The organism is Bacillota bacterium, from assembly GCA_033549065.1.
GTDB lineage: Bacteria > Bacillota > Dethiobacteria > DTU022 > DTU022 > JAWSUE01.
Genome location: JAWSUE010000012.1, coordinates 44289 through 64880, shown reverse-complemented (window position 1 = coordinate 64880; position 20592 = coordinate 44289). Strand labels below are relative to the sequence as shown.

The following is a 20592-nucleotide window of genomic DNA, read 5'->3' as shown; positions in this document are numbered from 1 at the left end:
CATTTTCTCCATAGTAAAGGTGCGTGAACATTTTGGCCTTGATTATTCAGAAATATGGTGGCACCTCGGTTGCATCCATCGACCATATCCGCAGGGTAGCAGTTAAGGTTGCCAAGGCCAGACAGGAAGGAAACCGGGTAGCTGTCGTAGTTTCCGCCATGGGAGATCAAACTGATCATTTACTTGAATTGGCTGGTGAGATTACGACAAACCCTTCTGCACGAGAACTGGACGCACTGCTTGCTACCGGAGAACAGGCTTGCGCCGCCTTGCTGGCAATGACTTTGGTAAGCCTGGGGCAGACTGCAAGGTCTTTCCTGGGTTTGCAGCTTCCTCTTGTAACCGACAATATTCATAACCGGGCTCGTATTCTTGATCTGCAGACAGAAGTTCTTGAAAAAACAATTCAGGAAGATATAATACCGGTTATAACCGGTTTTCAGGGGGTTGCCGAAGACGGAAGTATTACAACTCTCGGTCGTGGCGGATCTGATACAACCGCAGTTGCTCTTGCAGCTGCCCTGAAGGCTGACTGTTGCGAGATATATACTGATGTTGATGGAGTGTATACTGCCGACCCAGGTATATGCCCCCATGCCCGCCATCTTGAAAAGGTGTCATACCAGGAAATGCTTGAATTGGCTGGGCTTGGAGCAAAAGTACTGCATGCCCGTTCAGTTGAACTGGCTCAAAAGTACCAGGTGCCCCTGGTGGTTAAATCATCGTTTGGGGGAGACAGGGAAACCTGGATTGTTAACGAGGAGGATGAAATGGAAAACTTAATAATCAAGGGTGTGACCCTGGAAAAAAATGTATCGAAAATCTCACTAATCAGGGTTCCCGACCGTCCGGGAATTGCTTACAGAATCCTCTCTCCCCTGGCCGACGCGGCAATTAATGTCGATATGATTATTCAGAACGCCAGTATCGACGGTTTCGCCGACTTCACCTTCACAGTGCCAACCTCCGAGTTGGATCATGCAAGCAAACTGGTCAGTATAGTGACCGAAGAAATCGGGGCTCTGGAAATGCTGGCTGATAATAACATAGTAAAGGTTTCAGCTGTTGGGATAGGGATTAAAAGCCATCCCGGGGTGGCATTCAGAATGTTCAAATCGCTGGCTGATGAAAATATCAATATCGAGATGATCAGTACTTCTGAATATCGAATATCCTGCGTTATAGAAGAGAAATATGGTGAACTTGCTGTCAGGGCTATTCATAATACATTTGGCCTTGACGAAAAGCCACATCGCCCCTCAGAAAAGGAGTAGCATGGCGGAAAACCGGTTAAAAAGATTCTGGCAGGGTTTCTGGCAAATTGCCGATCCGAAAATATGGATAGCATCGACAATACCCATGGCCGTGGGTGCTGCCCTCGCTTATGCATATCTCGGATCTTTCAGTTGGGGTTGGTTCCTGATTGGGGCAGTGGCAATATACCTGATCGAAATTGGTAAAAACGCTTTCAATGAATATGTCGATTATTTAAGCGGGGTTGACCGCTTTGTAACTCCGGATAAACGTACCCCCTTCAGCGGCGGCAAAAAAACCATAATAGACGGTAAATTATCCTTAAAAGAAAATCTGGTAATCGGTATGGTTACCATACTTTTGGGATGTATACTTGGAATATATATCGTGCTTGCCCGGGAATTTGCAGTGATCTGGGTCGGTCTGGCCGGTGTGTTCTTTGCCCTCTCCTACAGCCTTCCTCCTTTCAAGTTTGCATACCGCGGGATAGGAGAAATGGTTGTTGGCCTTACCTTCGGACCGCTGATCACCACAGGTACTTTTCTTGTTCAGGCCCATACGATCACTCCCCTGGTTATATTGGCTTCCCTGCCGATCGGATTCCTTATTGCCAATGTGCTCTGGATCAACCAGTATCCGGATTACGAGGCTGATCTAAAAGGCGGGAAACTAAATGGATTGGTCCGCTTAGGCAAAGAGAAGGGTGTTAATATCTTTGTACTTTTATTCGGGCTTGCTTACCTGTCATTTATCTTACTGGCAGTCATTAGCAGAAACCCTTTCTGGCTCCTCTCTCTTTTGAGTCTTCCAGTTTCGATAAAAGCAATCAGGGTTGCCCGTCAGCATTACAACAATATCCCGGTGCTGACCGAAGCCAATGCAAAAACAATTCAGATCTACCAGATTACCGGATTAACCATGGTTGCCGCCGCCCTGCTCTCATTACTTTTATGATATGTACTTCAGAAAAACAAAGGATATACCTGGACATCATATCCCAAGAGAATCTAATTAATAAGAAATTGGAACATATTATTCTCAAAATTAAGAATGTAGGATCAGAAGGATAGCGGTTTTTCGTCCTCGATGATTGCCCGGTCTTTATCAAGAGCAAGGCGTATATCTTTGGGGACACAAAACATCCCTTCGTGGGTTTCGCCATCATAAAATTTCAGTTGGTCGGAAATCCCATCCAAGCGCCTGTCGACCTCTTCCCGTTTAAGATCAAAATTGGTTCGATTTTCACAGGCAATCATGTAGCCCCAGGAGCAGTCAAACGAAGGAATAAAGGTATGGTACGATCGAACATAAGGAAAATTGAGGTTGAGAGTATTTCTGATCGCCCCGTGAATACTCAGATAATCAGTACTGAATCCTCCTGACTGAACAACCAGTATCCCACCGGGATTGAGCCTGGTTTTAACCATTTTATAAAATTCACGGGTGAACAAGAGTTTGGATGGACCTTCTTCAGCAGGCTCCGTCAAGTCACTGTAGATAATATCGAACTTTCGATCAGTTTCTTCGAGATATTTCCTTGCATCCATATGCAGCAGTTCGACCCGGCTGTCATCAAAACTACCCTGATGCCACTCCGGGAGATGTTCACGGCACATTTCAACTACTGTGCGGTCAATGTCAACCATTACTATCTCATCAATATTTTTGTAACGGCAAATTTCCCTGATTATTGCACCTTCTCCCCCACCCATGACCATAACCTTTTTCGGATTCCCATGCATGACCGCTGCCGGATGAACTAAAGCTTCATGGTAAATGTGCTCATCAAACTCAGCTGACTGAGTTTTACCATCAAGTATTAGCATCTTACCATAAGTATAAGTTTCGATAATGTCAACTTTCTGGAAAGGGGTTACACCGTTGAACAGATATTGTTTAATCGCATAAAGGTAACCATGATAATCAGTGGTATATTCAATGTACCAGTTCCATTCCAATGGAGACATCGTTTCTCCTCCTCTGCTTATTTGTTTGAGAGACCGAGTTCGGCCAGCTTGCGATATAAAGTTGCGCGGCTTATATCAAGTTTTTCGGCAATATCATTTTTGCTCTCAAAAGATGTGCCATATCTCTGCAGGTATTCATGCAGTATAATTTTTTCATATTCTTTTACCCGGTCTTTCAGAGGTAGATCTGCCGTCATAATCTTATCAGTCTCTGTTTCCCTTATTCTGGGCGGCAGACTCATCAGCGTAACAGTATCTCCAGAAGCCATATTTACAGCATACTCCACAGCATTCTCAAGTTCCCGCACATTTCCCGGCCAGTGATAGTGCAGCAAACACTTGATGGCGTCCGGATCGATTGCATTAAACTTTTTGTTCAGCATGGGAGCATATTTATCGAGACATCTCTCAACCAGGGCCGGAATATCCTCTCGGCGTTCTTTCAAGGGGGGGATATGCAGGGGAATTACACTCAGGCGAAAATAGAGATCTTTACGAAAATTTCCTTCGTGCATCATATTTTCCAAATCACGGTTGGAGGCGGCAATTATCCTTACATCAACAGGGATTTTCTTTGAACCACCAACCCTTTCAACTTCCCTGTTTTGCAGGACATGCAGAAGTTTAACCTGCAGGTGCAGTGGCATTTCACCGATTTCATCAAGGAAAATTGTCCCTTCGTTGGCCAGTTCAAATTTGCCTGCCTTACCCTCTTTTCTTGCCCCGGTAAAAGCTCCTCCCTCGTATCCAAACAGTTCACTCTCCAGAAGTGTTTCCGGAATTGCTCCGCAGTTGACGCTGATAAAGGGACCTTCTTTTCTGGTACTGGCCGAATGTATAGCCCGGGCAAATATTTCTTTACCTGTCCCGCTCTCTCCGGTAATAAGGACCGTTGAATTTCCGGCGGCAACTCTCAGAGCCTGTTCTTTAACCTGCAGGATCGATTTGCTTTCGCCGATTATATCTTCAAAAGTATAATCCATAGCCGTTGCGCTAAGATCATAGATCAGCCTGCGAGCTTCGGATATATCACGAAATGAGACGACAGCGCCGTCAGGCCTGTCAGGTCCCGGGATGGGACGCACTGAAACTATAAAGTGCATACTTCGACGACCTTTGGCCTGGTAAAATTCTTCTTTTTCTATATATTCCTTACCTGTTTTCAAAACTTCCAGCGCCGGAGTATCTACCCAGAAATCACCCAGGTTTTTGCCAAGAATTTCATTCCGGTTTAGTCTCAATAACTTTTCTGCAGTTGTATTGGAATGTGTAACCACACCATTGGCATCAATAGCCAGAGCTCCTTCATGAATAGTTTCAAGTATTGTAGAAAGCTCAATTGAAACCCTGGTCAGGCGATCAACTGCTTCGCTTTCTGATACCTTGGCTGCCAGAAACCGGCTTAAATGCTGCAGAAAAGATAAGACCGCTCCTGTTTTGGAAATCAGCTTCTCCTTCTGCATTTTATCAAAAGCAACCAAGCCTATAACCCCGATAACGTTATGATCCAAAAGGATGGGTGAACAAATTTCGGCCATCTCAGGAGTAGTCCCCTCAAGTGAAGATGGATCGTATCCGGGATCACTGATCGGGTCATTCACCACAAACGACTTCCCGCTGCGTAATGTTCTGGCATATAAAAAATCACTATCCAGAAGGCCCAGTTCTTCTTTTTGCCCTATTTTTTCTTTGTAGCAGCTGCTGCCGGCAACTACGGTCAGTTCTTCATCCACTATTTCAACCTCAATTGAAAGCGCTGCTGCTATCGCTTCCGCAAGGTCCTGAACCATCGGTTGTATACGCATCAATCCGGTCATTCAGCAAGTCTCCGTTAAAATAATTAGATTTAGCATTTTAAGAGTTATTCGTCACCTCGCTCCGATACCCTGCCGTTAATTTAGCCAGGTCTCAAATAATTTCTCATTATCGAGAAGAATATGACAGCCAAATTAGAATTTATTAATATTGAGATACCTGGATTAACAATATTAATTTAAAAAAAGCTTTAAAATAAGACAATACAGCGGTTTTTTGGTTTTCAAATGGAACCATAACAGAAGATCATTGTTAGCCATATTTGGCACTAATATTGCATGAATTACTAATATCCGACTGCAAAAGGAAGGAAATTTGGTTTGAGTGAAAAACTGATCAACGCACTTAGCTATAGTGAAAAAGTTCTCGACTTTATTTCAAAAAAAAATTTAACAGATGATGATATTAACTGGATCACCAACGAGACGCTGCAGGGTTTTAAAGAACACTGTAATCCCGGTTTTTTGGAATACCGCAAATCGGTTTCAACCGATTACAAGGCGGTGGAATGGTCTGACAGCGGTACCGGATTTACCGATATTAACGGAAGAAGATATGTTGATTGCCTTGGTGGTTATGGAGTATACAATGTTGGGCATCGCCATCCAAAAGTGGTGGAAGCGGTCAAAAATCAACTGGAGCGACAGGCGCTGCACAGCCAGGAACTGCTCGATCCACTGCGGGCAATGCTGGCAAAAATCGTTGCCTTGATTACCCCGGGAGATCTCCAGTATTCATTTTTTACCAACAGCGGCACAGAATCAATTGAGGGCGCTTTAAAGCTGGCCAGGCTGCATACAGGCAGACCAGGGGTTATCGCTGCTGTTGGAGGATATCACGGCAAATCACTGGGTTCTCTCAGCGCCGCAGGTAAATCGGTTTTCCGTAAACCTTATTTGCCCCTCCTGCCCTATTTTCAGCATATCCCCTTTGGTGATGCCGACATCCTGAAGAAAACTATATCCAGCTCCTTTGCTGTCGGCCAGGAAATTGCCGCCGTAATTCTTGAACCGATCCAGGGCGAAGGAGGAGTTGTTATCCCCCCTGAAGAATATTTCGCTCACGTTCGGGAAATTTGTGACGAGTTTGGTGTTTTGTTAATTGTCGACGAAGTTCAAACGGGCATGGGCCGGACGGGAATGATGTTTGCCATTGAACATTATGGTATAGTCCCCGACATTTTGTGCCTGGGAAAATCTTTCGGTGGTGGAGTTATGCCAATAGGGGCATATGTTTCAACCTCAGAAATCTGGCAGCAAATGATGCCCAATCCGTTCCTGCATTCAACAACTTTCGGCGGCAACCCCCTTGCCTGTGCGGCTGCAATAGCGGGAATACAGGTGATCATTGATGAAGGAATCGTCGAGCAGGCTGCTGAAAAGGGCAGTTATATCTTACCCAAGCTACAGCGTATAGCCCGAAAATATCCAGCTCTAAAAGAGGCCCGTGGAAAAGGGCTGTTGATCGGTCTGGAATTCACTGATGATCTAACCGGTTACAAAGTAGCCCGTGGCCTTTTCGAAAACGGGATACTGGTTGCCGGAACGCTGAATAATGCATCAACGATCAGGATCGAACCGGCCCTGACGATCAGTATCGAGGAGATCGATCAGGTGGTGGAGATGATTGAAAAGGTTACAAAAAAAGTATCTGATAATTAATTTGATGAAAGGAGTGGGTATTGCTTGAAAGCGCTGTTTTTTCATGCAGAAAAATGTATCGGCTGCAAGCTGTGTCATTTAGCCTGCAGCGCACAAAATGAAGAGGAATTTAATCCCCGTTTAGCTCGGCTGAAGATTACTTCCCGCTACAACCGTGATGGTCTGGTGGTAAAGGGACAAACCTGTGACCTTTGTCTAAGCTGTGTAGAAGCCTGTCCGGTAGATGCGATAATTCTCAAAAACGACCGTCTGTCGTTTGTTGAAGAACTCTGTACTGACTGCGGCCTATGTGTCGATATCTGCCCTCCGCAGGTAATTGTCAAGAAACCGAAGGGGATAGGGGTTTGTGTCCAGTGCCGTAGTTGTGCCAACTGGTGTCCAACAGAGGCGCTAACCTTCGAGGAGGTGAATAAATAATGGCCTATACCGGAAAAGTATTAAGAGTTAATCTGTCAACCGGAAAAGCTACAACCGAATCGTTGAATGAGCAGTGGGCAAATGATTATCTTGGCGGCAAAGGGCTGAGTATCAAATATCTCTACGAAGAACTGGAACCGGGTATTGATCCTCTATCTGAAGAAAATAAACTGATTTTGATGACCGGACCGATGACGGGTACGATTATACCCAACTCGGGGAAGCTCGCTATCGCCGCTAAATCACCGGCCACAGGCACAATTCTAGACTGTTCTATTGGCGGTCACATATCTGCCGAAATAAAATACTCCGGTTATGATGCTGTCATCATTGAAGGTAAATCTAAAATACCGGTTTATCTCTATATTGAAGACGATAAAGTTGAACTGCGCAGTGCCGCAGGGATCTGGGGTAAAGGCGCTCATGAAACAGAGCATATAATTGCCGATACTCTGGGAGATGTAGTTACCATGGCAATCGGACAGGCCGGAGAAAATCTTATCCCCATGGCCTGCATCAGTTCTGAACTATACCGGCAGGCCGGTCGCGGAGGTATTGGCGCCGTTATGGGCAGTAAAAACCTGAAAGCAATTTCTGTCAGGGGTACCAAGGGGATTAAAATACCCAATACCCGTAAATTTTCTGCTGCCATGAATAAAATAAAGCGTGAAGATACGATGACCGATGATAACATGTGGGCTTACAGTGACGGGACCCCCATGATTGTCGATTTAAGCCAGTCAACCGGGATCCTTCCTACCCGCAACTTTCAGGAAGGTACTTTTGACGATTATGAAGGTGTAAATTCCGAAGCAGTTAAAAGTTTCCTTAAAGCCAAAAAAGCCTGTTTCGCCTGCCCGTTGGCCTGCAGCAACTATGTCGTTAAAGGTAACACCCGGGTTGAGGGACCGGAATATGAAACACTTGCGCTTTGTGGATCCAACTGCGGAATAGGTGATCTGGAAGCAGTAATGGAATTTAATCGTCTTTGCGATGATCACTGTTTAGATACAATATCGGCCGGTAACGCTGTTGCCTTTGCCATGGAACTTACTGAAAAGAGCATCCATGACTTTGACATCAGGTTCGGCCAGGTGGAAAGATATTTGGAAATGCCCGGATTAATTGCCCGTAAAGAAGGCGTTGGCGCTGATCTGGCCATGGGAGTCAGGGCCATGGCAGAAAAGTATGGAGGCTCTGACTTTGCCATGCAGGTAAAAGGCCTTGAAATACCGGGTTACGAGCCGAGAGGATCATGGTCAATGGGGCTGGCTTACGGCACTGCCGACCGCGGAGCCTGTCACATGAGAGCCTGGCCGGCTGCTGTGGAAGCATTCGGAGATATTGATCCTTTTACCAGCGAAGGTAAGGCTAAACTGGTTATTGATCTGCAAGAAATTAATTCAGTTAAATTCTCAGCTATATTCTGTGATTTTTGGGCTCTCAGCACCGAGCGAATGGCTGAAATTCTGAGTTCACTTCTGAACAGGGAAATTTCTGCCGATGATCTGATCAAAATCGGAGAGCGGATTAATAACCTAGCCCGCCTTTTCAACGAAAGGGAAGGCTTCGTGCGTAAAGATGATTACCTGCCCGAGCGCATATATAAAGAAGAACTGACCACCGGTGCAACTGAAGGCAAACTTCTGCCGCGAGAGGAATACGAAAAAATGCTCTCTGAATATTACAAACTGCGCGGTTGGGAAGACAATGGCCGGATAAGCAAAGCCAAGAAAACAGAATTGAACCTTTAGAAAATGTAAGTAAGCAACAAAAGAGGAGGTGCAGAAAATGAAAGTTTTTCTCCAGTTAAAAGGCCCGCTGAAAAAATACGGGAATGATTCCGACACACTGGAACTAGAATTCGATAGAACGATACTAACAGTACGTGAAATTGCCGAACAACTGGGTATTCCCACCTCCTCAGTTTCTTTTATTCAGGTAAATGGAAGTAAATCTAGCCTGGACGAATCCCTTAAGGGAGGTGAGCTTATCGTCTTTAATCCCCGTGTTGCCGGAGGTTAATAGATACCTAAGTAATTTAGCATATTATTAATTAATAAGGAGGATTTACAACGTATGGAAGATAGTATCCTGCAAGTATTTTCAACAGCTAATTGGATCCTTCTATTCCTCGGAATCTACATGGTTGTTATTATCGGGCTCGGCGTTTTCTACAGTCGCAAAGTTCATGAAGCAGACGACCTTACCGTTGCCGGACGCCAGCTTAGCTTTATATTCATGGTCCCTTCGATTATTGCCACATGGATCTGTGCCGGGGCAATGATGGGAGCTGCCGGCTATGCATTTCTCTTCGGAATGCAGGGGGTTATTTTCGACCCCTGGGCACCAGCCCTTTGCATGGTCATTATCGGTATTTTCTTCGCTTACAGAATGCGTAAAGCCAAGTATACAACAGTTACAGATTTCTTTAACCATCGTTATAGCAAGTTCAGCGGCTTACTATATACTATCATTCAGATTCTCTCTGCCCTGGCCTGGCTGGGCGGGCAGTTGGTGGCTTTAGGAATTATTGTTTATCTCACCACCGGGTTCAGCATGCAAACTGCTGTAATTATCGCTACGGTGGCCATCATCATAGTAACCAGCTTCGGTGGCCTCTGGGCCCTGTCCCGGGTTGATGCCATCGGGTTTGTTCTGATCATTGTTGGTCTTCTGGTTCTCCTGCCTGCTGCTTTGGGTGAGGTTGGCGGACTTGGCGAGCTATTCCAAACCGCTGAAAACTGGGCTGAACTGCCAACCTGGTCGATGAAGATAGAAAGTGGCGAGGAGGGGTACCTCTGGTATACCGGCCTGTTTGCCGTCCTGCTATATATTTCGGCGTGGACTTCACTATCTCTGGGCGATGTTCCGAGCCAGGTATTGATGCAGCGAGCGTTGGCAGCTAAGAACGAGAAGACAGCTGTTGCCGGTTTTCTGACCAGCGGGGTGCTTTACCTGACTATCGGTATGATACCGGTTTTGATCGGAATTGCCGTATTTACGACAGGGATGCTCGAAGGGGTGCCTGTATCTGAAGCTGAAAATGTTTTGCCCTGGGCAGCCTATACGTTCCTGCCTCCCTGGGCTGGCGTACTCTTTATCGTATCCCTGGCAGCGGCCATTGTCAGCACTTCCGGAGACAATTCGCTGATTATTTCTACCCTGATCGGGCATAATATTTATCGCAATTTAAAACCTGAAGCCACTCCACAACAGGTACTGAAAGTAGTCAGGATTTGCATTCCAATTGTAACTCTTTTTGCTATGGCGATTGCCCTTTACTTTGAAACAGTCTACAAGTTGATCGTCCTTTCCGGTGGCATCCAGCTGGCTACCGTTTCCGGAGCCTATATAATCGGTTACTTCTGGAAGAAAGCGAATGTAGCAGGCGCCGTAAGTTCATTCTTTACCGGCCTTGTTTCCTGGATCATTGTCTACCTGGCAGTCCTGCCTGCAACCATGGAAGCAAATATGGATGTTTTGGTTGAGGGCGAGGTATATATGTCATGGGCTATGGATGATGCAATCTTCATTGCCCTGGTTCCGGCTTTTATCATCAGCTTCCTGACTTTAATAATTGTTTCACTGGCAACCCAGAAGAAATATCCTCCTAAACCGATGAGGACGCTTGACGGCGAAGACATGAGTAATATGCCAAAATTCTTCTGGTCCAAGTCTTCTTAAATACATGGTGTAAACAGGCGGCCGTTTAATGGCCGCCTTTGTTTATAAATAAACTCTGCGGAGGGATACCCTTGAAATTACTTATTATCGGCTCGGGAGGTGTGGGGCAATCGACAGCAATGATCATCAAACGGGCCGGAGAAGAAGGCTCCTGGGCAGAAAAAGTTGTCCTGGCTGATTATAAACTGCCCAGAGCTGAAGAGGTTGCCGCCATGTGTAGCGACTACCGGTTTGTCGCCGAAAAGGTTGATGCGGGTAATGCAGAAAGTATCAAAGAGCTGATTAAAAAACATCAGATTGATTTTGTGATGAATGCGGTTGAGCCGGTTTTCAACGAAAATATTTTCGACACATGCCTGGAATGCAATGTAGGCTATATAGACTGTGCAATGACTTTATCTAAAAAGCATCCGGAAAAACCTTACGAGTTGACCAACGTCAAGTTGGGTGACTACCAGTTTGCCAGGCATAAAGATTGGCAAAAAGCAGGTTTGATGGCTATAGTCGGTTCAGGAGTTGAACCCGGTATGGCCAATGTTTATGCCAAGTTTGCAGCCAAGCATCTTTTTGATACCATCGATGAAATAAACGTTCGGGATGGAGACAATTACGAAATACCCGGGTATGAGGGCGTAGCTTTCGGTTTTTCAATCTGGACTACTATAGAAGAGTGTCTCAATCCGCCTGTTATATGGGAAAAGGATCGCGGCTGGTACTGTACTGAAGTTTTTTCTGAACCGGAGATCTTCTCTTTTCCGGGTGGAATAGGCGACGTTGAAGTGATCAATATCGAGCATGAAGAGGTTATCCTCATCCCCAGAGAGATCGACTGTAACAGGGTTACCTTTAAGTTCGGGGTTCCCCGTGAAATGAGGGCATTGCTGCTCAATCTTCAGGACTGCGGAATGGATAGCGCCACCAGGAAAATCAAGGTTGGAGAAAGTGAAATAACTCCACGGGATTTTCTGGTTAAAGTTGTTCCGAACCCCCTTGAACTTGCACCAAAAATGATCGGTAAAGGTTGTGCCGGGACCTGGGTAACCGGGAAAAAAGACGGGATGAGAAGATCAGTTTACCTTTACCAGGTAGCAGACAACCAGGAGTGTTACAAGAAATACAGGACAAATTCTGTTGTAGCACAGACTGCATTCAGTCCGGTAATCATGCTCGAGTTGGCTGCCAAAGGAATTTGGGATTTGAAAGGGGTCCACGGGCCTGAATCCTTCGATCCGGATCCATATATAGCAAGGATGGCCAAATACGAATTTCCGGGAGGCCTCCTAGAAATGGACTCGGAATACAGCGAAAAACTTAATATGAAAAAATTGCTGGAAGCATAACCAGTTTTAAACCTTTAAGATCAGTCTTTAATTCTGTGATTTTAACGATTTAAAAAAGAGTGAGCCGGGACTTTGTTCAAAAAGCTCCGGCTCAATTAGTTAAAAGATCAATTTATGCTTATTGAAGACTACTCTTCTACCAATTCCATCGGCTCATCACAACAAACCAGGGTACCTACCCCATCTTCCAGAACCTTTACGACATTGGTGCATACCTGACACTTATATACCTCGCCAACTGCAGTAGCCATAACTTACATTACCTCCAGTTGAATATTTAGCAGCTGCAATCTCCACATCCGCTTTGCCCGCTGCCATCAGTAACAGAAAAACCGCCTCGTGGACCATCATGATAGTCGATCAATTTCCCACTGAGGAAATCAGAAATTCCGTTTTCAAAAACAAACTTAACTTCTTCTGTTTCATGAACTAGATCTTTTTCTTCCTGAACCGACTCATCCAGAGTCAGGCCGTACCTAGGTCCGCCTCAGCCAACACCGCTTATATAGATGCGAACATAGGCATCTTTCTTGCCTTCTTCGTTTAAAAACTCAACAAATTTTTCTTTTGCTTTATCCGTTACAGTGAACATGGATAAAACCTCCTCTATTCTGATATATTGAAAAGAGCCCTGATAACAGCAGCAGCTTCTTCACTTGCCACACTGTAAAATACTTCTGTTCCCCGCCGATCCCCCACTACAATACCAAGATCTCTAAGCCTTCCCAGGTGCTGAGATACTGTTGATTGCGACAACTGCATACAATTTTGCATGTTGGAAACATTGCATGTATCTCTGTGTAATAATTCCTTTACTATACAGAGTCGGACAGGATTGGAAAGTGCCTTCAATAAATTTGCCTTTTCTTTTATCAAAGACATTTCTGCTGTTATATCCATCAGGAGACCTCCTTTGCACATATTATGATTATATCATAATATTAGAATAAATCAACACTTATTCTTCATTTAAAGTAAATTCCCAGGCGCAGAAACTATCTTCGGGATGTTCATCCGGGGGGCAGTGCAGGCACCTGGTTTCAATCCGGGGATCAATGGTTTTTGCAAAACCGCTGTACTCAACAAGCCCCACCGGGCGGCAGGGAAATTCGGGGAGCTGTTTACGTCTCCGGGCTGATTGAACCCTGCAGTCCACCATTTTAAAAATAATTGTACTTTCATCCGGCTCAGAGATTTCCTGTATGTTTATAAACGCATAAAGTCTCAACTGAAGTGCTTTCTTCAAGGCAGACAAGCCCCCTCCCTTCCCAATCCCGAGAAAGGCCATAATTCTTTCAGCTTCAATTACCGTAAAACGTTCCCAGGCTCCAATATCCAGTCTGATAGCTTCATCCATACCATGAGCTTTTTCGACCTGCTGGAACCAAAGCCCATCATGAGCCAACCACCTCTTTGCAAAATCACTCAACAACTGCTCCAGTTCTTCACGACTAAACTTCTTCAGATCCACTGCGGTTCTCCTTATCATCAGATTTGTCGATTAATTAAGGTCGACTAATATACCTTCTTCCGGTTCGAGAGTTATCGAGCCGGCCCGGCCGATTTCTTTGCGATCAGGATCAGTGGAAATAATCAGTTGTTTTATTCCCTTACTCTTCGACAGAACAAATTCCTGCTTTCTGGAAGAAAAGTTAAGCGCTATCAGTAGGTTTTGCTTTTCATGTTTTCGAAGATAGGCATATATTTCCCCGGGAATACCTTCTGTTAAACTTTCATATCTGCCACCCAACAGGGCAGGCAAGCCTTTACGAAGCCAGATTAACTGTTTGAAGAAGTTAAGATGCGAATCAGGATCGCTTTCCTGGGCAGATACATTTAATGTGTCGGCTTCCGGACTGACCGGCAGCCATGGCTGTTGCTTGGAAAAACCACCGTTCGGTCCATTATCCCACAGCATTGGTGTCCGGCAGCCATCCCGCCCGCGATGAAAGGGAAACCATCTGACTCCGATGGGATCACGTAAATCTTCTCTGGGCAGTCTCACTTCTTTCATCGCAATTTCTTCACCGTAATAAATAAATGGCGAGCCCCTGAAGGTCATCAGCATCAACACCAGCATGCGGGCCCTTTTCCAGCCCTTTCCACCCCGATCATAACGGCTGGCTGTCCTAATTACATCATGATTGCTGAAAGCATAGGCGGGCCAGGCCTCTGGCGGAAGTGAAGCTTCCCATCGATCAACACACCTTTTAAATGCCCCGGCTGTCCACCGGCAGTGCAGTAATTCAAAATAAAAATTCATATGCAGTTCATCGTTACCTCTTCCGTAATACGAAACCAATTGACTGGGATCATCAGTGATTACCTCACCCACACTGGTTATACCGGAATATGAATTAAATACACTTCGAAAGCCTTTGAGCACCTCGTGAGTCTCCGGTTGGTGTTGGTTATATTTTCGTTTTTGCAGTTCCGGCAGCGACAACAGTTTCATGATGTTTGACATCAAAAGACGATCACTCAAAGGAACACTCGTTTTAGAGCGCTCGCAGGCATAAAATGGAGGATTGTTCCGGAAATACTTGTCCTTGCAATAGATATGGGGCACATCAAGCCTGAATCCGTCAACACCACGGTCAAGCCAAAATCTTATAACATCGGCTATAGCTTCGCGAACCTCCGGGTTATCCCAGTTCAGATCTGGCTGTTCCTTTAAAAATGAATGCAGGTAATATTGTCCTGTTTCTTCATCGAAGGTCCAGGCCGGTCCGAAAAAATTGTTACGCCAGTTATTCGGCACCCTGTTACCGGGGCCTCGGCCATCTTTCCATATATACCATTGCCTTTTTGGATTGCTCCTGGAAGAACGGGATTCTACAAACCAGGGGTGTAGATGTGATGTGTGGTTGACAACCAGGTCCAGCAAAATTCTGATCCCTCTTCTATGTGCCTCATAAAGAAGCAGGTCGAAATCCTGCAGGGTCCCATATCGCGGATCAATGTCACGGTAATCGGCAACATCGTAACCGTAATCAAAATCAGGGCTGGTAAAAAAAGGGCTGAACCATATAGCATCGATACCCAGTGAATTCGGAGTACCGTCATTCAGATAATCAAGCCTGGAGATAATCCCCTGAAGATCTCCAATACCATCGTTGTTGCTATCCTGGAAACTGCGGGGATAGATCTGGTAAAAAACTGCCCTCTTCCACCAATCTTCTTCGTATACTGCTGTGTTATTTACTACTTTTTTAATGTTCAGTTCCTCCTTTTAGCCTATCCTATGTTTTCCAGGGTCGGAATCGGTTCGAGAGCATTCCAGTCTTTCTTGCGATAGCGTATATAGAGCAATAGAGCGCTGACGGCAAATTGGATGGCTGTTATCCACCAGATATAATAGATCTCCAGATTAAAAATGAATACAACGGCGTAGATCAAGGGCAGCCGGATAAATAGATTAGTATAGAGGCCAATTTTAAATGGCCCTTTTGTGTCACCGGTTCCTTTCAGCGCTCCCGAAAAAACCATGGTTAAAGCAATAAATGGTTGCTCAACAGCTGCTATCTGCAGACAAAGCACCCCAAGGCGCAATACTTCAGGATCGGGTGGATCAAAGAGGCTCATCACCAGGTAAGGGAAAAAGAAGAAAATCAAGCCGAAAAGGCTCATCAAAATTGTCCCCAAAGCTACTGCCCAGTAGCCGGTCTCCCTGGCCTGTTTTATAAATCCGGCTCCCAATCGCTGACCAACCAGGGTTGTTGCCGCTATGGCGAAGGCATGTCCGGGCATAAAAGAAAAAGCCTCGGCAGCAATAGCCGCTGCATTGGCCGCAAAGGCGACGGGTCCGAGAAAAATGATCCAGCTTGCCGAAAGCATCCTACTGCCGCTGTGGGTCAATTCCTCGGCACCGGCAGGAATACTGAGTTTAAGGACCTGCTTTAACGCATCCAAGTCCCATGGGAATAATGAGCGCAGCGAAAAAGGTAGTATTCCTTTATGAAAAAGCAGATATCCCAGTGACAGGGCAAGTCCGATAAGCTGAGCCGAACCGGTTGCCAGAGCCGCTCCCTTAACTCCCAGAGCCGGAAATCCAAAGTTGCCGAAAATCAGCAGATAGTCACCAATCACGTTATATAAGTTAAATATGAGGGCGATAATCATCGGAACCCGGGTATTCCCTATACCCCTGATTATTCCACTGGCCACGACAAGCGGCAGCAGGGCATACCCACCGCTTGTCAGGGCATAATAAAAATATTCCTTCGCCAGCCCAACCGTTACAGGATCCTGGATAACCCAACCGAAAAAGGCATTGTAAAAGAGTAGACTGATCACGGTAAAGATTGCGGTTATCAGCAGGCTTACCGACAGCGCCTGCCCACCGACAAGAGCAGCACGGTTCATATCGTTTGCCCCTGTGTAACGGGCAACCAGGGCATTGGCGCCGATACCGAGAGCGCCTAAAACCATTAAAGAGTTGAAAAGAACTATGGCGCCATACTCGACGGCAGTTGCTTCATGAGCACCAAGACGCATAACCATGGCAGTATCAAAAATCCAGACAAAGGTATGCAGCCCCATTTCGATAATAACCGGCCAGGCCAGGATAAGGATACTGGCAACCGGCTTGAAGTTACTACTTCCTCCGACCAGCGCCGGTTCATTTAAATATGTATTCTTTTTATCGGACATTTTTTGCCTTTCCTCATGCTTGTTCCAACCAAAACTGATACTGCCAAATGTACAGATAAATCGAGAAGGATTCTCAGATCCTTCCCGTTGGGCACTCTTTCAGATGAACAATATTTAATCAGTGCAACACTACCTTACAGATTGCCAGAGAATTGCTCCATCCGAAAAACTGTATGATAATTTTTCTTCAGCATGCAAAAAGGAGAGATAAGATTTCAATGTGCTGCCCACCAGGACATGCTGGGCAGGATTCATATCCAGGTTATATTTTTTACAGAGTTCAGCCATAATTTGATCGACCCTGGAAGGTTTTTCACAGCAATCAAGAATCAGGTTGAGAATTTCATCTATTTTTTTCCTGTTGATCCCGATCAGCGCATCAAGAGAGTCCATTACTCTACCGTGGCCGGGAACAAACAGGTCAGCTCTGATGGTCGTTAGCCTCTCAAGAGTATCAAATTGGGCCTGCAGGTCAAAAAGGAAGAAAAAGTGATATTTATTGATTATATTCTCCGGGAAAAGACTATCTGCAATAAAAAAAACATTATCAGGAGTTAATATCCCGATCATATCAAAAAAATGCCCCGGGAGGGGAATTGCTTCAAGCCCTGTATCAAGAATTTTCCCTGCTGCAGCGATGACCGAAGTAACTTTTGAAGACCTGGCTCTTAAGAATTTATTATCAAGCGCTTTATAGGGAAACCCACCATAAAGCATGGAAATTTCCAGAATCGGATCGTTGATAAAAGCTGATTCGATCCTTGTTGCAGCAATCTGGCAACCTGTTTTTTCCTGGAGAAAGTTGTTACCCCCGATATGATCGGCATTTGAGTGGGTGTTAACAATCATCTCCAACGGCCAGCCTGCTTCCTCAAACAAACGTAAGATCTGCCTGCCCGCTTCCTTGTCATTTCCACTGTCGATCAGAATAGCAGAATTGCCATTGATGTAAACGCCAACGTTTGTGGGTGATGGAATATAGTAGGTATTTCCGGCCAACCGGACCAGGGACAATTTTGCCATTATTGACCTCTGAACGGACTTTAATGTAACTGTCTTACAAATTGTTCTTCAGCATAGCTTTTTACATTTTATCATTGTTTTTTTAACCATACAAGCTACCTGTTTTCTTTATATGCACCCTGCCCGTTACCGACCACAGCAACAAATTCAGGGATAATCATAAAATTAATTTTGGTACCGATTCTGACATCTTCTTCCGGATGTATATGAGCCATTAAATGATGGACCTGTCCAGAAGATTCAACTGAAATAACAGCATCATAGGCATCCCCGGTATAAGCCAACTCTATTATTGTGCCAGAAAGCGAACCATTGTCAGACATTTCAAGTCCGTCCGGCCTGATTGATAGACAAACCTTTTCACCGGGCAGGTGGCCATGAGTATGTAAACAGGGAAACTTCCCGATATCAGTCTGAACGGAGCAGGCATCATCGGCCATTATTCCTTCCAGCAGGTTGCTTCTTCCAACAAATGTAGCCACAAAAGTATTTTCCGGGTACTGGTAAATTTCTTTCGGAGTTCCAACCTGCTGGATCTCTCCATCTTTAATTACCACTATCTGATCAGAGATGGCCAGGGCATCTTTTTGGTCATGAGAAACAAATACGGCTGTAGTCCCGGTCTTTTTTAATATAGATTTTAGTTCAAGGCGCATTTGATCTTTTAGTTCTGCATCAAGGTTGCTGAATGGCTCATCAAGGAGTATCACTGCCGGCTTTCGGGCCAGGGCTCTGGCCAGGGCTACCCTCTGCTGCTGGCCTCCCGATAGTTCGTGTGGGTAACGGCTTTCATAACCACGAAGCGACACAAGTGATAATACTTCCTGAACTCTTTGATGTTTATCTTTCTCCCTGTAACCGAAAGCCACATTGTCAAATACTTTTAAATGGGGAAAAAGCGCATAATCCTGAAATACCATCCCTACACCGCGATTTTCCGGAGCAACCCAGTTATTATCTCCGGCGACCTGATTGCCAGAAATGAAAACGGACCCCTTCTCCGGCTTCTCAAAACCAGCAATAATTCTTAACAGGGTGGTTTTTCCACACCCGCTGGGACCCAGCAGAGTTATAATCGAACCCTCTTCCACATTCAGGGAAAAATCTTTTACAGCAGGTTCCGGGCAACCGGGATATGTTTTAGTAACATTTTTAAGTTCAATAACAAGTGTCATATTAGATCACCTCAATATCGGCTTAGCATTAACTTGAGAGGAATAACGGAAACGAGAACAACCAGGAGAGCTGCCGGTGCAGCCATGTGATAAACTGCATCGCTCGCCTCAACCCAGACCCTGACAGCCAGTGTATCAAATCCGGGAGGTCGAAGAAGCAGGGTTGCCGGAAGTTCTTTTATGGCGCTGACGAATACAAGTGCTCCTCCCGCCATGAGTCCGGGCGAAAGCAGGGGCAAGATAACTTTAAATAAAACCTTGAGCGGACGATAACCCAGGTTTCGGGCTGCTTCATCGATCCTGGGGGAAATCATGCTCAGTGATGCATTCCCATATTGAATTGCCTGAGGCAGAAAGCGCACCAGGTAAGCGATGGAGATCAGGTAAAATGTATTGTACAGCCAGGGGATATAGGTATTAAAAATAAAGATAAGCCCCAGGGCAACAATTACTCCAGGCAGGGAATATCCCGCTGAACTGATTTTATTAAGTAACTCAGACGGTACTGACGGATGACGGGATTTTAGATAAACCAGTGGAAGGGCAAGAGCCATGCTCAACAGGGCAGCAATCCCGGCCACCTTAATGCTGTTCAGGGTATACCCGAAAAAATTGCTGTCCAGCGCACCGAGAGCAATTCCGTATCCCGACCAGTAGATGAGAACTCCCACCGGAATTATCACCGAAAGCAGAAATATCAAGAAGACCCAGATCATAGCCGGCACTTTCCACTTAGCCAATCTGATCAAGTCGGGCTGTTGGAAAGTACCACAAGTCTGGTAATATTTTTGATTTTTTCTGTAGATCGATTCCAACCATAGAAACCCCAGGGTTAATATGATTAATATAACGCTTAGCACTGTTGCCGACAGGCGATCAAAGCTTTCCATCTGGTAATAGATTGCCGATGTAAAAGTGTTATAGCGCATTATCGCAATTACACCAAATTCAGATAATACGCAAAGCGCGGTTAAAATTGCACCGGCACCGATGGCCGGCCGTAAAAAGGGTAAATTAACCTTCCGGAAAATTTCCCATGAACCGAGCCCGAGAGAACGTGCTGTATCTTCATAGCTGCGGTTCATCCTCTTTAACGCTGCACCTGAAATAAGAAAGACGTAAGGAAATTTAAAAAGGGTCATAACCAGTAAAACGCCCCAAAAAGAGTAAATATTAAAGGGTAACTCACCAGCAAGATCTTGTATCCAACCGTTAGGCCCGAAAACCATAATGTATGAGACTGCTCCTACATAAGGCGGCAGCATTAGTGGCAGGGCGAGCAACCACTGCCAGATATTCCGACCAGGCAGATCACAACGGTAAACCAACCAGGCCAGGGATACACCAAGCAGAATTGCCAGAAAAGTAGTCGCCAGGGTAATCTGTAAAGTATTCTGCAGTAATTGTGGGATCCGTGAATCGATCAGCCGCGCCCACCGATCAGTCCCGGCCATGACAGCCCGCCAGATTACAATCACGACCGGCATCGCCATCAATAGAGCAGTTAGTAATCCTGAAAGGACCAGCAGAGGATCAGGCTTATTATTTTTCCAAAGTCTTTCCCACATTATAGATAATTCTCCTTCAACCAACCGAAAAG

At 45.4% G+C, this 20592-nt stretch carries 18 protein-coding genes; 8 read left to right on the top strand and 10 right to left on the bottom strand.

Annotation, left to right across the window (positions count from 1 at the left end; all coding sequences use genetic code 11):
• The first annotated feature begins 23 nt into the window (after positions 1-23).
• Together SCJ97_09410 and SCJ97_09405 are read left to right on the top strand one after the other, a co-directional pair.
• Positions 24-1274 carry an aspartate kinase gene (locus tag SCJ97_09410; protein ID MDW7740256.1) on the top strand — a complete coding sequence of 417 codons (1251 nt, stop codon included), beginning with the start codon at positions 24-26 and terminating at the stop codon, positions 1272-1274.
• 1 nt (position 1275) lies between these two features.
• Positions 1276-2208: a prenyltransferase gene (locus SCJ97_09405; GenBank protein MDW7740255.1), complete on the top strand. Its 933-nt coding sequence runs from the start codon at positions 1276-1278 to the stop codon at positions 2206-2208.
• A 104-nt stretch (positions 2209-2312) separates the two neighbouring features.
• Here SCJ97_09405 and speE read toward each other — a convergent pair whose 3' ends face one another.
• Together speE and SCJ97_09395 are read right to left on the bottom strand one after the other, a co-directional pair.
• On the bottom strand, positions 2313-3221 hold the full coding sequence (speE, locus tag SCJ97_09400; GenBank protein MDW7740254.1) for a polyamine aminopropyltransferase: 909 nt from the start codon (positions 3219-3221) through the stop codon (positions 2313-2315).
• A gap of 17 nt (positions 3222-3238) precedes the next feature.
• Positions 3239-5038: a sigma 54-interacting transcriptional regulator gene (locus SCJ97_09395; protein MDW7740253.1), complete on the bottom strand. Its 1800-nt coding sequence runs from the start codon at positions 5036-5038 to the stop codon at positions 3239-3241.
• A gap of 318 nt (positions 5039-5356) precedes the next feature.
• Between SCJ97_09395 and SCJ97_09390 the strand changes: the two genes are divergently transcribed.
• The 6 genes from SCJ97_09390 (at position 5357) to SCJ97_09365 (ending at position 12141) form a co-directional block, all read left to right on the top strand.
• A complete protein-coding gene (locus SCJ97_09390; GenBank protein ID MDW7740252.1) occupies positions 5357-6697 on the top strand; it encodes a putrescine aminotransferase in 1341 nt (446 codons plus the stop codon).
• A 24-nt stretch (positions 6698-6721) separates the two neighbouring features.
• Positions 6722-7114 carry a 4Fe-4S binding protein gene (locus SCJ97_09385; protein ID MDW7740251.1) on the top strand — a complete coding sequence of 131 codons (393 nt, stop codon included), beginning with the start codon at positions 6722-6724 and terminating at the stop codon, positions 7112-7114.
• Positions 7114-8868 (top strand): aldehyde ferredoxin oxidoreductase family protein, encoded by a 1755-nt coding sequence (locus SCJ97_09380; GenBank protein ID MDW7740250.1) that lies wholly within the window; start codon positions 7114-7116, stop codon positions 8866-8868. The genes SCJ97_09385 and SCJ97_09380 overlap by 1 nt, the downstream gene beginning before the upstream one ends.
• A 37-nt stretch (positions 8869-8905) precedes the next feature.
• Positions 8906-9139 (top strand): hypothetical protein, encoded by a 234-nt coding sequence (locus tag SCJ97_09375; protein ID MDW7740249.1) that lies wholly within the window; start codon positions 8906-8908, stop codon positions 9137-9139.
• Positions 9140-9193: 54 nt separating this feature from the next.
• Positions 9194-10801 carry a hypothetical protein gene (locus SCJ97_09370; protein MDW7740248.1) on the top strand — a complete coding sequence of 536 codons (1608 nt, stop codon included), beginning with the start codon at positions 9194-9196 and terminating at the stop codon, positions 10799-10801.
• A 71-nt stretch (positions 10802-10872) separates the two neighbouring features.
• On the top strand, positions 10873-12141 hold the full coding sequence (locus SCJ97_09365; protein MDW7740247.1) for a saccharopine dehydrogenase NADP-binding domain-containing protein: 1269 nt from the start codon (positions 10873-10875) through the stop codon (positions 12139-12141).
• 128 nt (positions 12142-12269) lie between these two features.
• Here SCJ97_09365 and SCJ97_09360 read toward each other — a convergent pair whose 3' ends face one another.
• The 8 genes from SCJ97_09360 to SCJ97_09325 form a co-directional block, all read right to left on the bottom strand.
• On the bottom strand, positions 12270-12392 hold the full coding sequence (locus tag SCJ97_09360; GenBank protein MDW7740246.1) for a desulfoferrodoxin FeS4 iron-binding domain-containing protein: 123 nt from the start codon (positions 12390-12392) through the stop codon (positions 12270-12272).
• A gap of 355 nt (positions 12393-12747) precedes the next feature.
• Entirely contained in the window at positions 12748-13041 is a 294-nt protein-coding gene (locus tag SCJ97_09355; protein MDW7740245.1) for a metalloregulator ArsR/SmtB family transcription factor, read from the bottom strand.
• A 58-nt stretch (positions 13042-13099) separates the two neighbouring features.
• A complete protein-coding gene (locus SCJ97_09350; protein ID MDW7740244.1) occupies positions 13100-13612 on the bottom strand; it encodes a DUF6125 family protein in 513 nt (170 codons plus the stop codon).
• 30 nt (positions 13613-13642) lie between these two features.
• Positions 13643-15187 (bottom strand): alpha-amylase family glycosyl hydrolase, encoded by a 1545-nt coding sequence (locus tag SCJ97_09345; protein MDW7740243.1) that lies wholly within the window; start codon positions 15185-15187, stop codon positions 13643-13645.
• A gap of 191 nt (positions 15188-15378) precedes the next feature.
• Positions 15379-16794: an MATE family efflux transporter gene (locus tag SCJ97_09340; GenBank protein ID MDW7740242.1), complete on the bottom strand. Its 1416-nt coding sequence runs from the start codon at positions 16792-16794 to the stop codon at positions 15379-15381.
• Between the two features lie 129 nt (positions 16795-16923).
• Positions 16924-17817: an MBL fold metallo-hydrolase gene (locus tag SCJ97_09335; GenBank protein MDW7740241.1), complete on the bottom strand. Its 894-nt coding sequence runs from the start codon at positions 17815-17817 to the stop codon at positions 16924-16926.
• Positions 17818-17912: 95 nt separating this feature from the next.
• The gene (locus SCJ97_09330; protein MDW7740240.1) at positions 17913-18992 is read right to left on the bottom strand and encodes an ABC transporter ATP-binding protein; all 1080 of its coding nucleotides are present in this window, start codon (positions 18990-18992) and stop codon (positions 17913-17915) included.
• Positions 18993-19003: 11 nt separating this feature from the next.
• Complete coding sequence (locus SCJ97_09325) at positions 19004-20560, bottom strand: iron ABC transporter permease (GenBank protein MDW7740239.1); 1557 nt, start codon at positions 20558-20560, stop codon at positions 19004-19006.
• Positions 20561-20592 lie beyond the last annotated feature (32 nt).

Coding starts and splice junctions, on each gene's coding strand:
- SCJ97_09340 (MDW7740242.1), bottom strand. CDS start 16,794: ATGTCCGATAAAAAGAATACATATTTAAATGAACCGGCGCTGGTCGGA.
- SCJ97_09360 (MDW7740246.1), bottom strand. CDS start 12,392: ATGGCTACTGCAGTTGGCGAGGTATATAAGTGTCAGGTATGCACCAAT.
- SCJ97_09395 (MDW7740253.1), bottom strand. CDS start 5,038: ATGACCGGATTGATGCGTATACAACCGATGGTTCAGGACCTTGCGGAA.
- SCJ97_09355 (MDW7740245.1), bottom strand. CDS start 13,041: ATGGATATAACAGCAGAAATGTCTTTGATAAAAGAAAAGGCAAATTTA.
- SCJ97_09330 (MDW7740240.1), bottom strand. CDS start 18,992: ATGACACTTGTTATTGAACTTAAAAATGTTACTAAAACATATCCCGGT.
- SCJ97_09375 (MDW7740249.1), top strand. CDS start 8,906: ATGAAAGTTTTTCTCCAGTTAAAAGGCCCGCTGAAAAAATACGGGAAT.
- SCJ97_09325 (MDW7740239.1), bottom strand. CDS start 20,560: ATGTGGGAAAGACTTTGGAAAAATAATAAGCCTGATCCTCTGCTGGTC.
- speE (MDW7740254.1), bottom strand. CDS start 3,221: ATGTCTCCATTGGAATGGAACTGGTACATTGAATATACCACTGATTAT.
- SCJ97_09380 (MDW7740250.1), top strand. CDS start 7,114: ATGGCCTATACCGGAAAAGTATTAAGAGTTAATCTGTCAACCGGAAAA.
- SCJ97_09335 (MDW7740241.1), bottom strand. CDS start 17,817: ATGGCAAAATTGTCCCTGGTCCGGTTGGCCGGAAATACCTACTATATT.
- SCJ97_09405 (MDW7740255.1), top strand. CDS start 1,276: ATGGCGGAAAACCGGTTAAAAAGATTCTGGCAGGGTTTCTGGCAAATT.
- SCJ97_09370 (MDW7740248.1), top strand. CDS start 9,194: ATGGAAGATAGTATCCTGCAAGTATTTTCAACAGCTAATTGGATCCTT.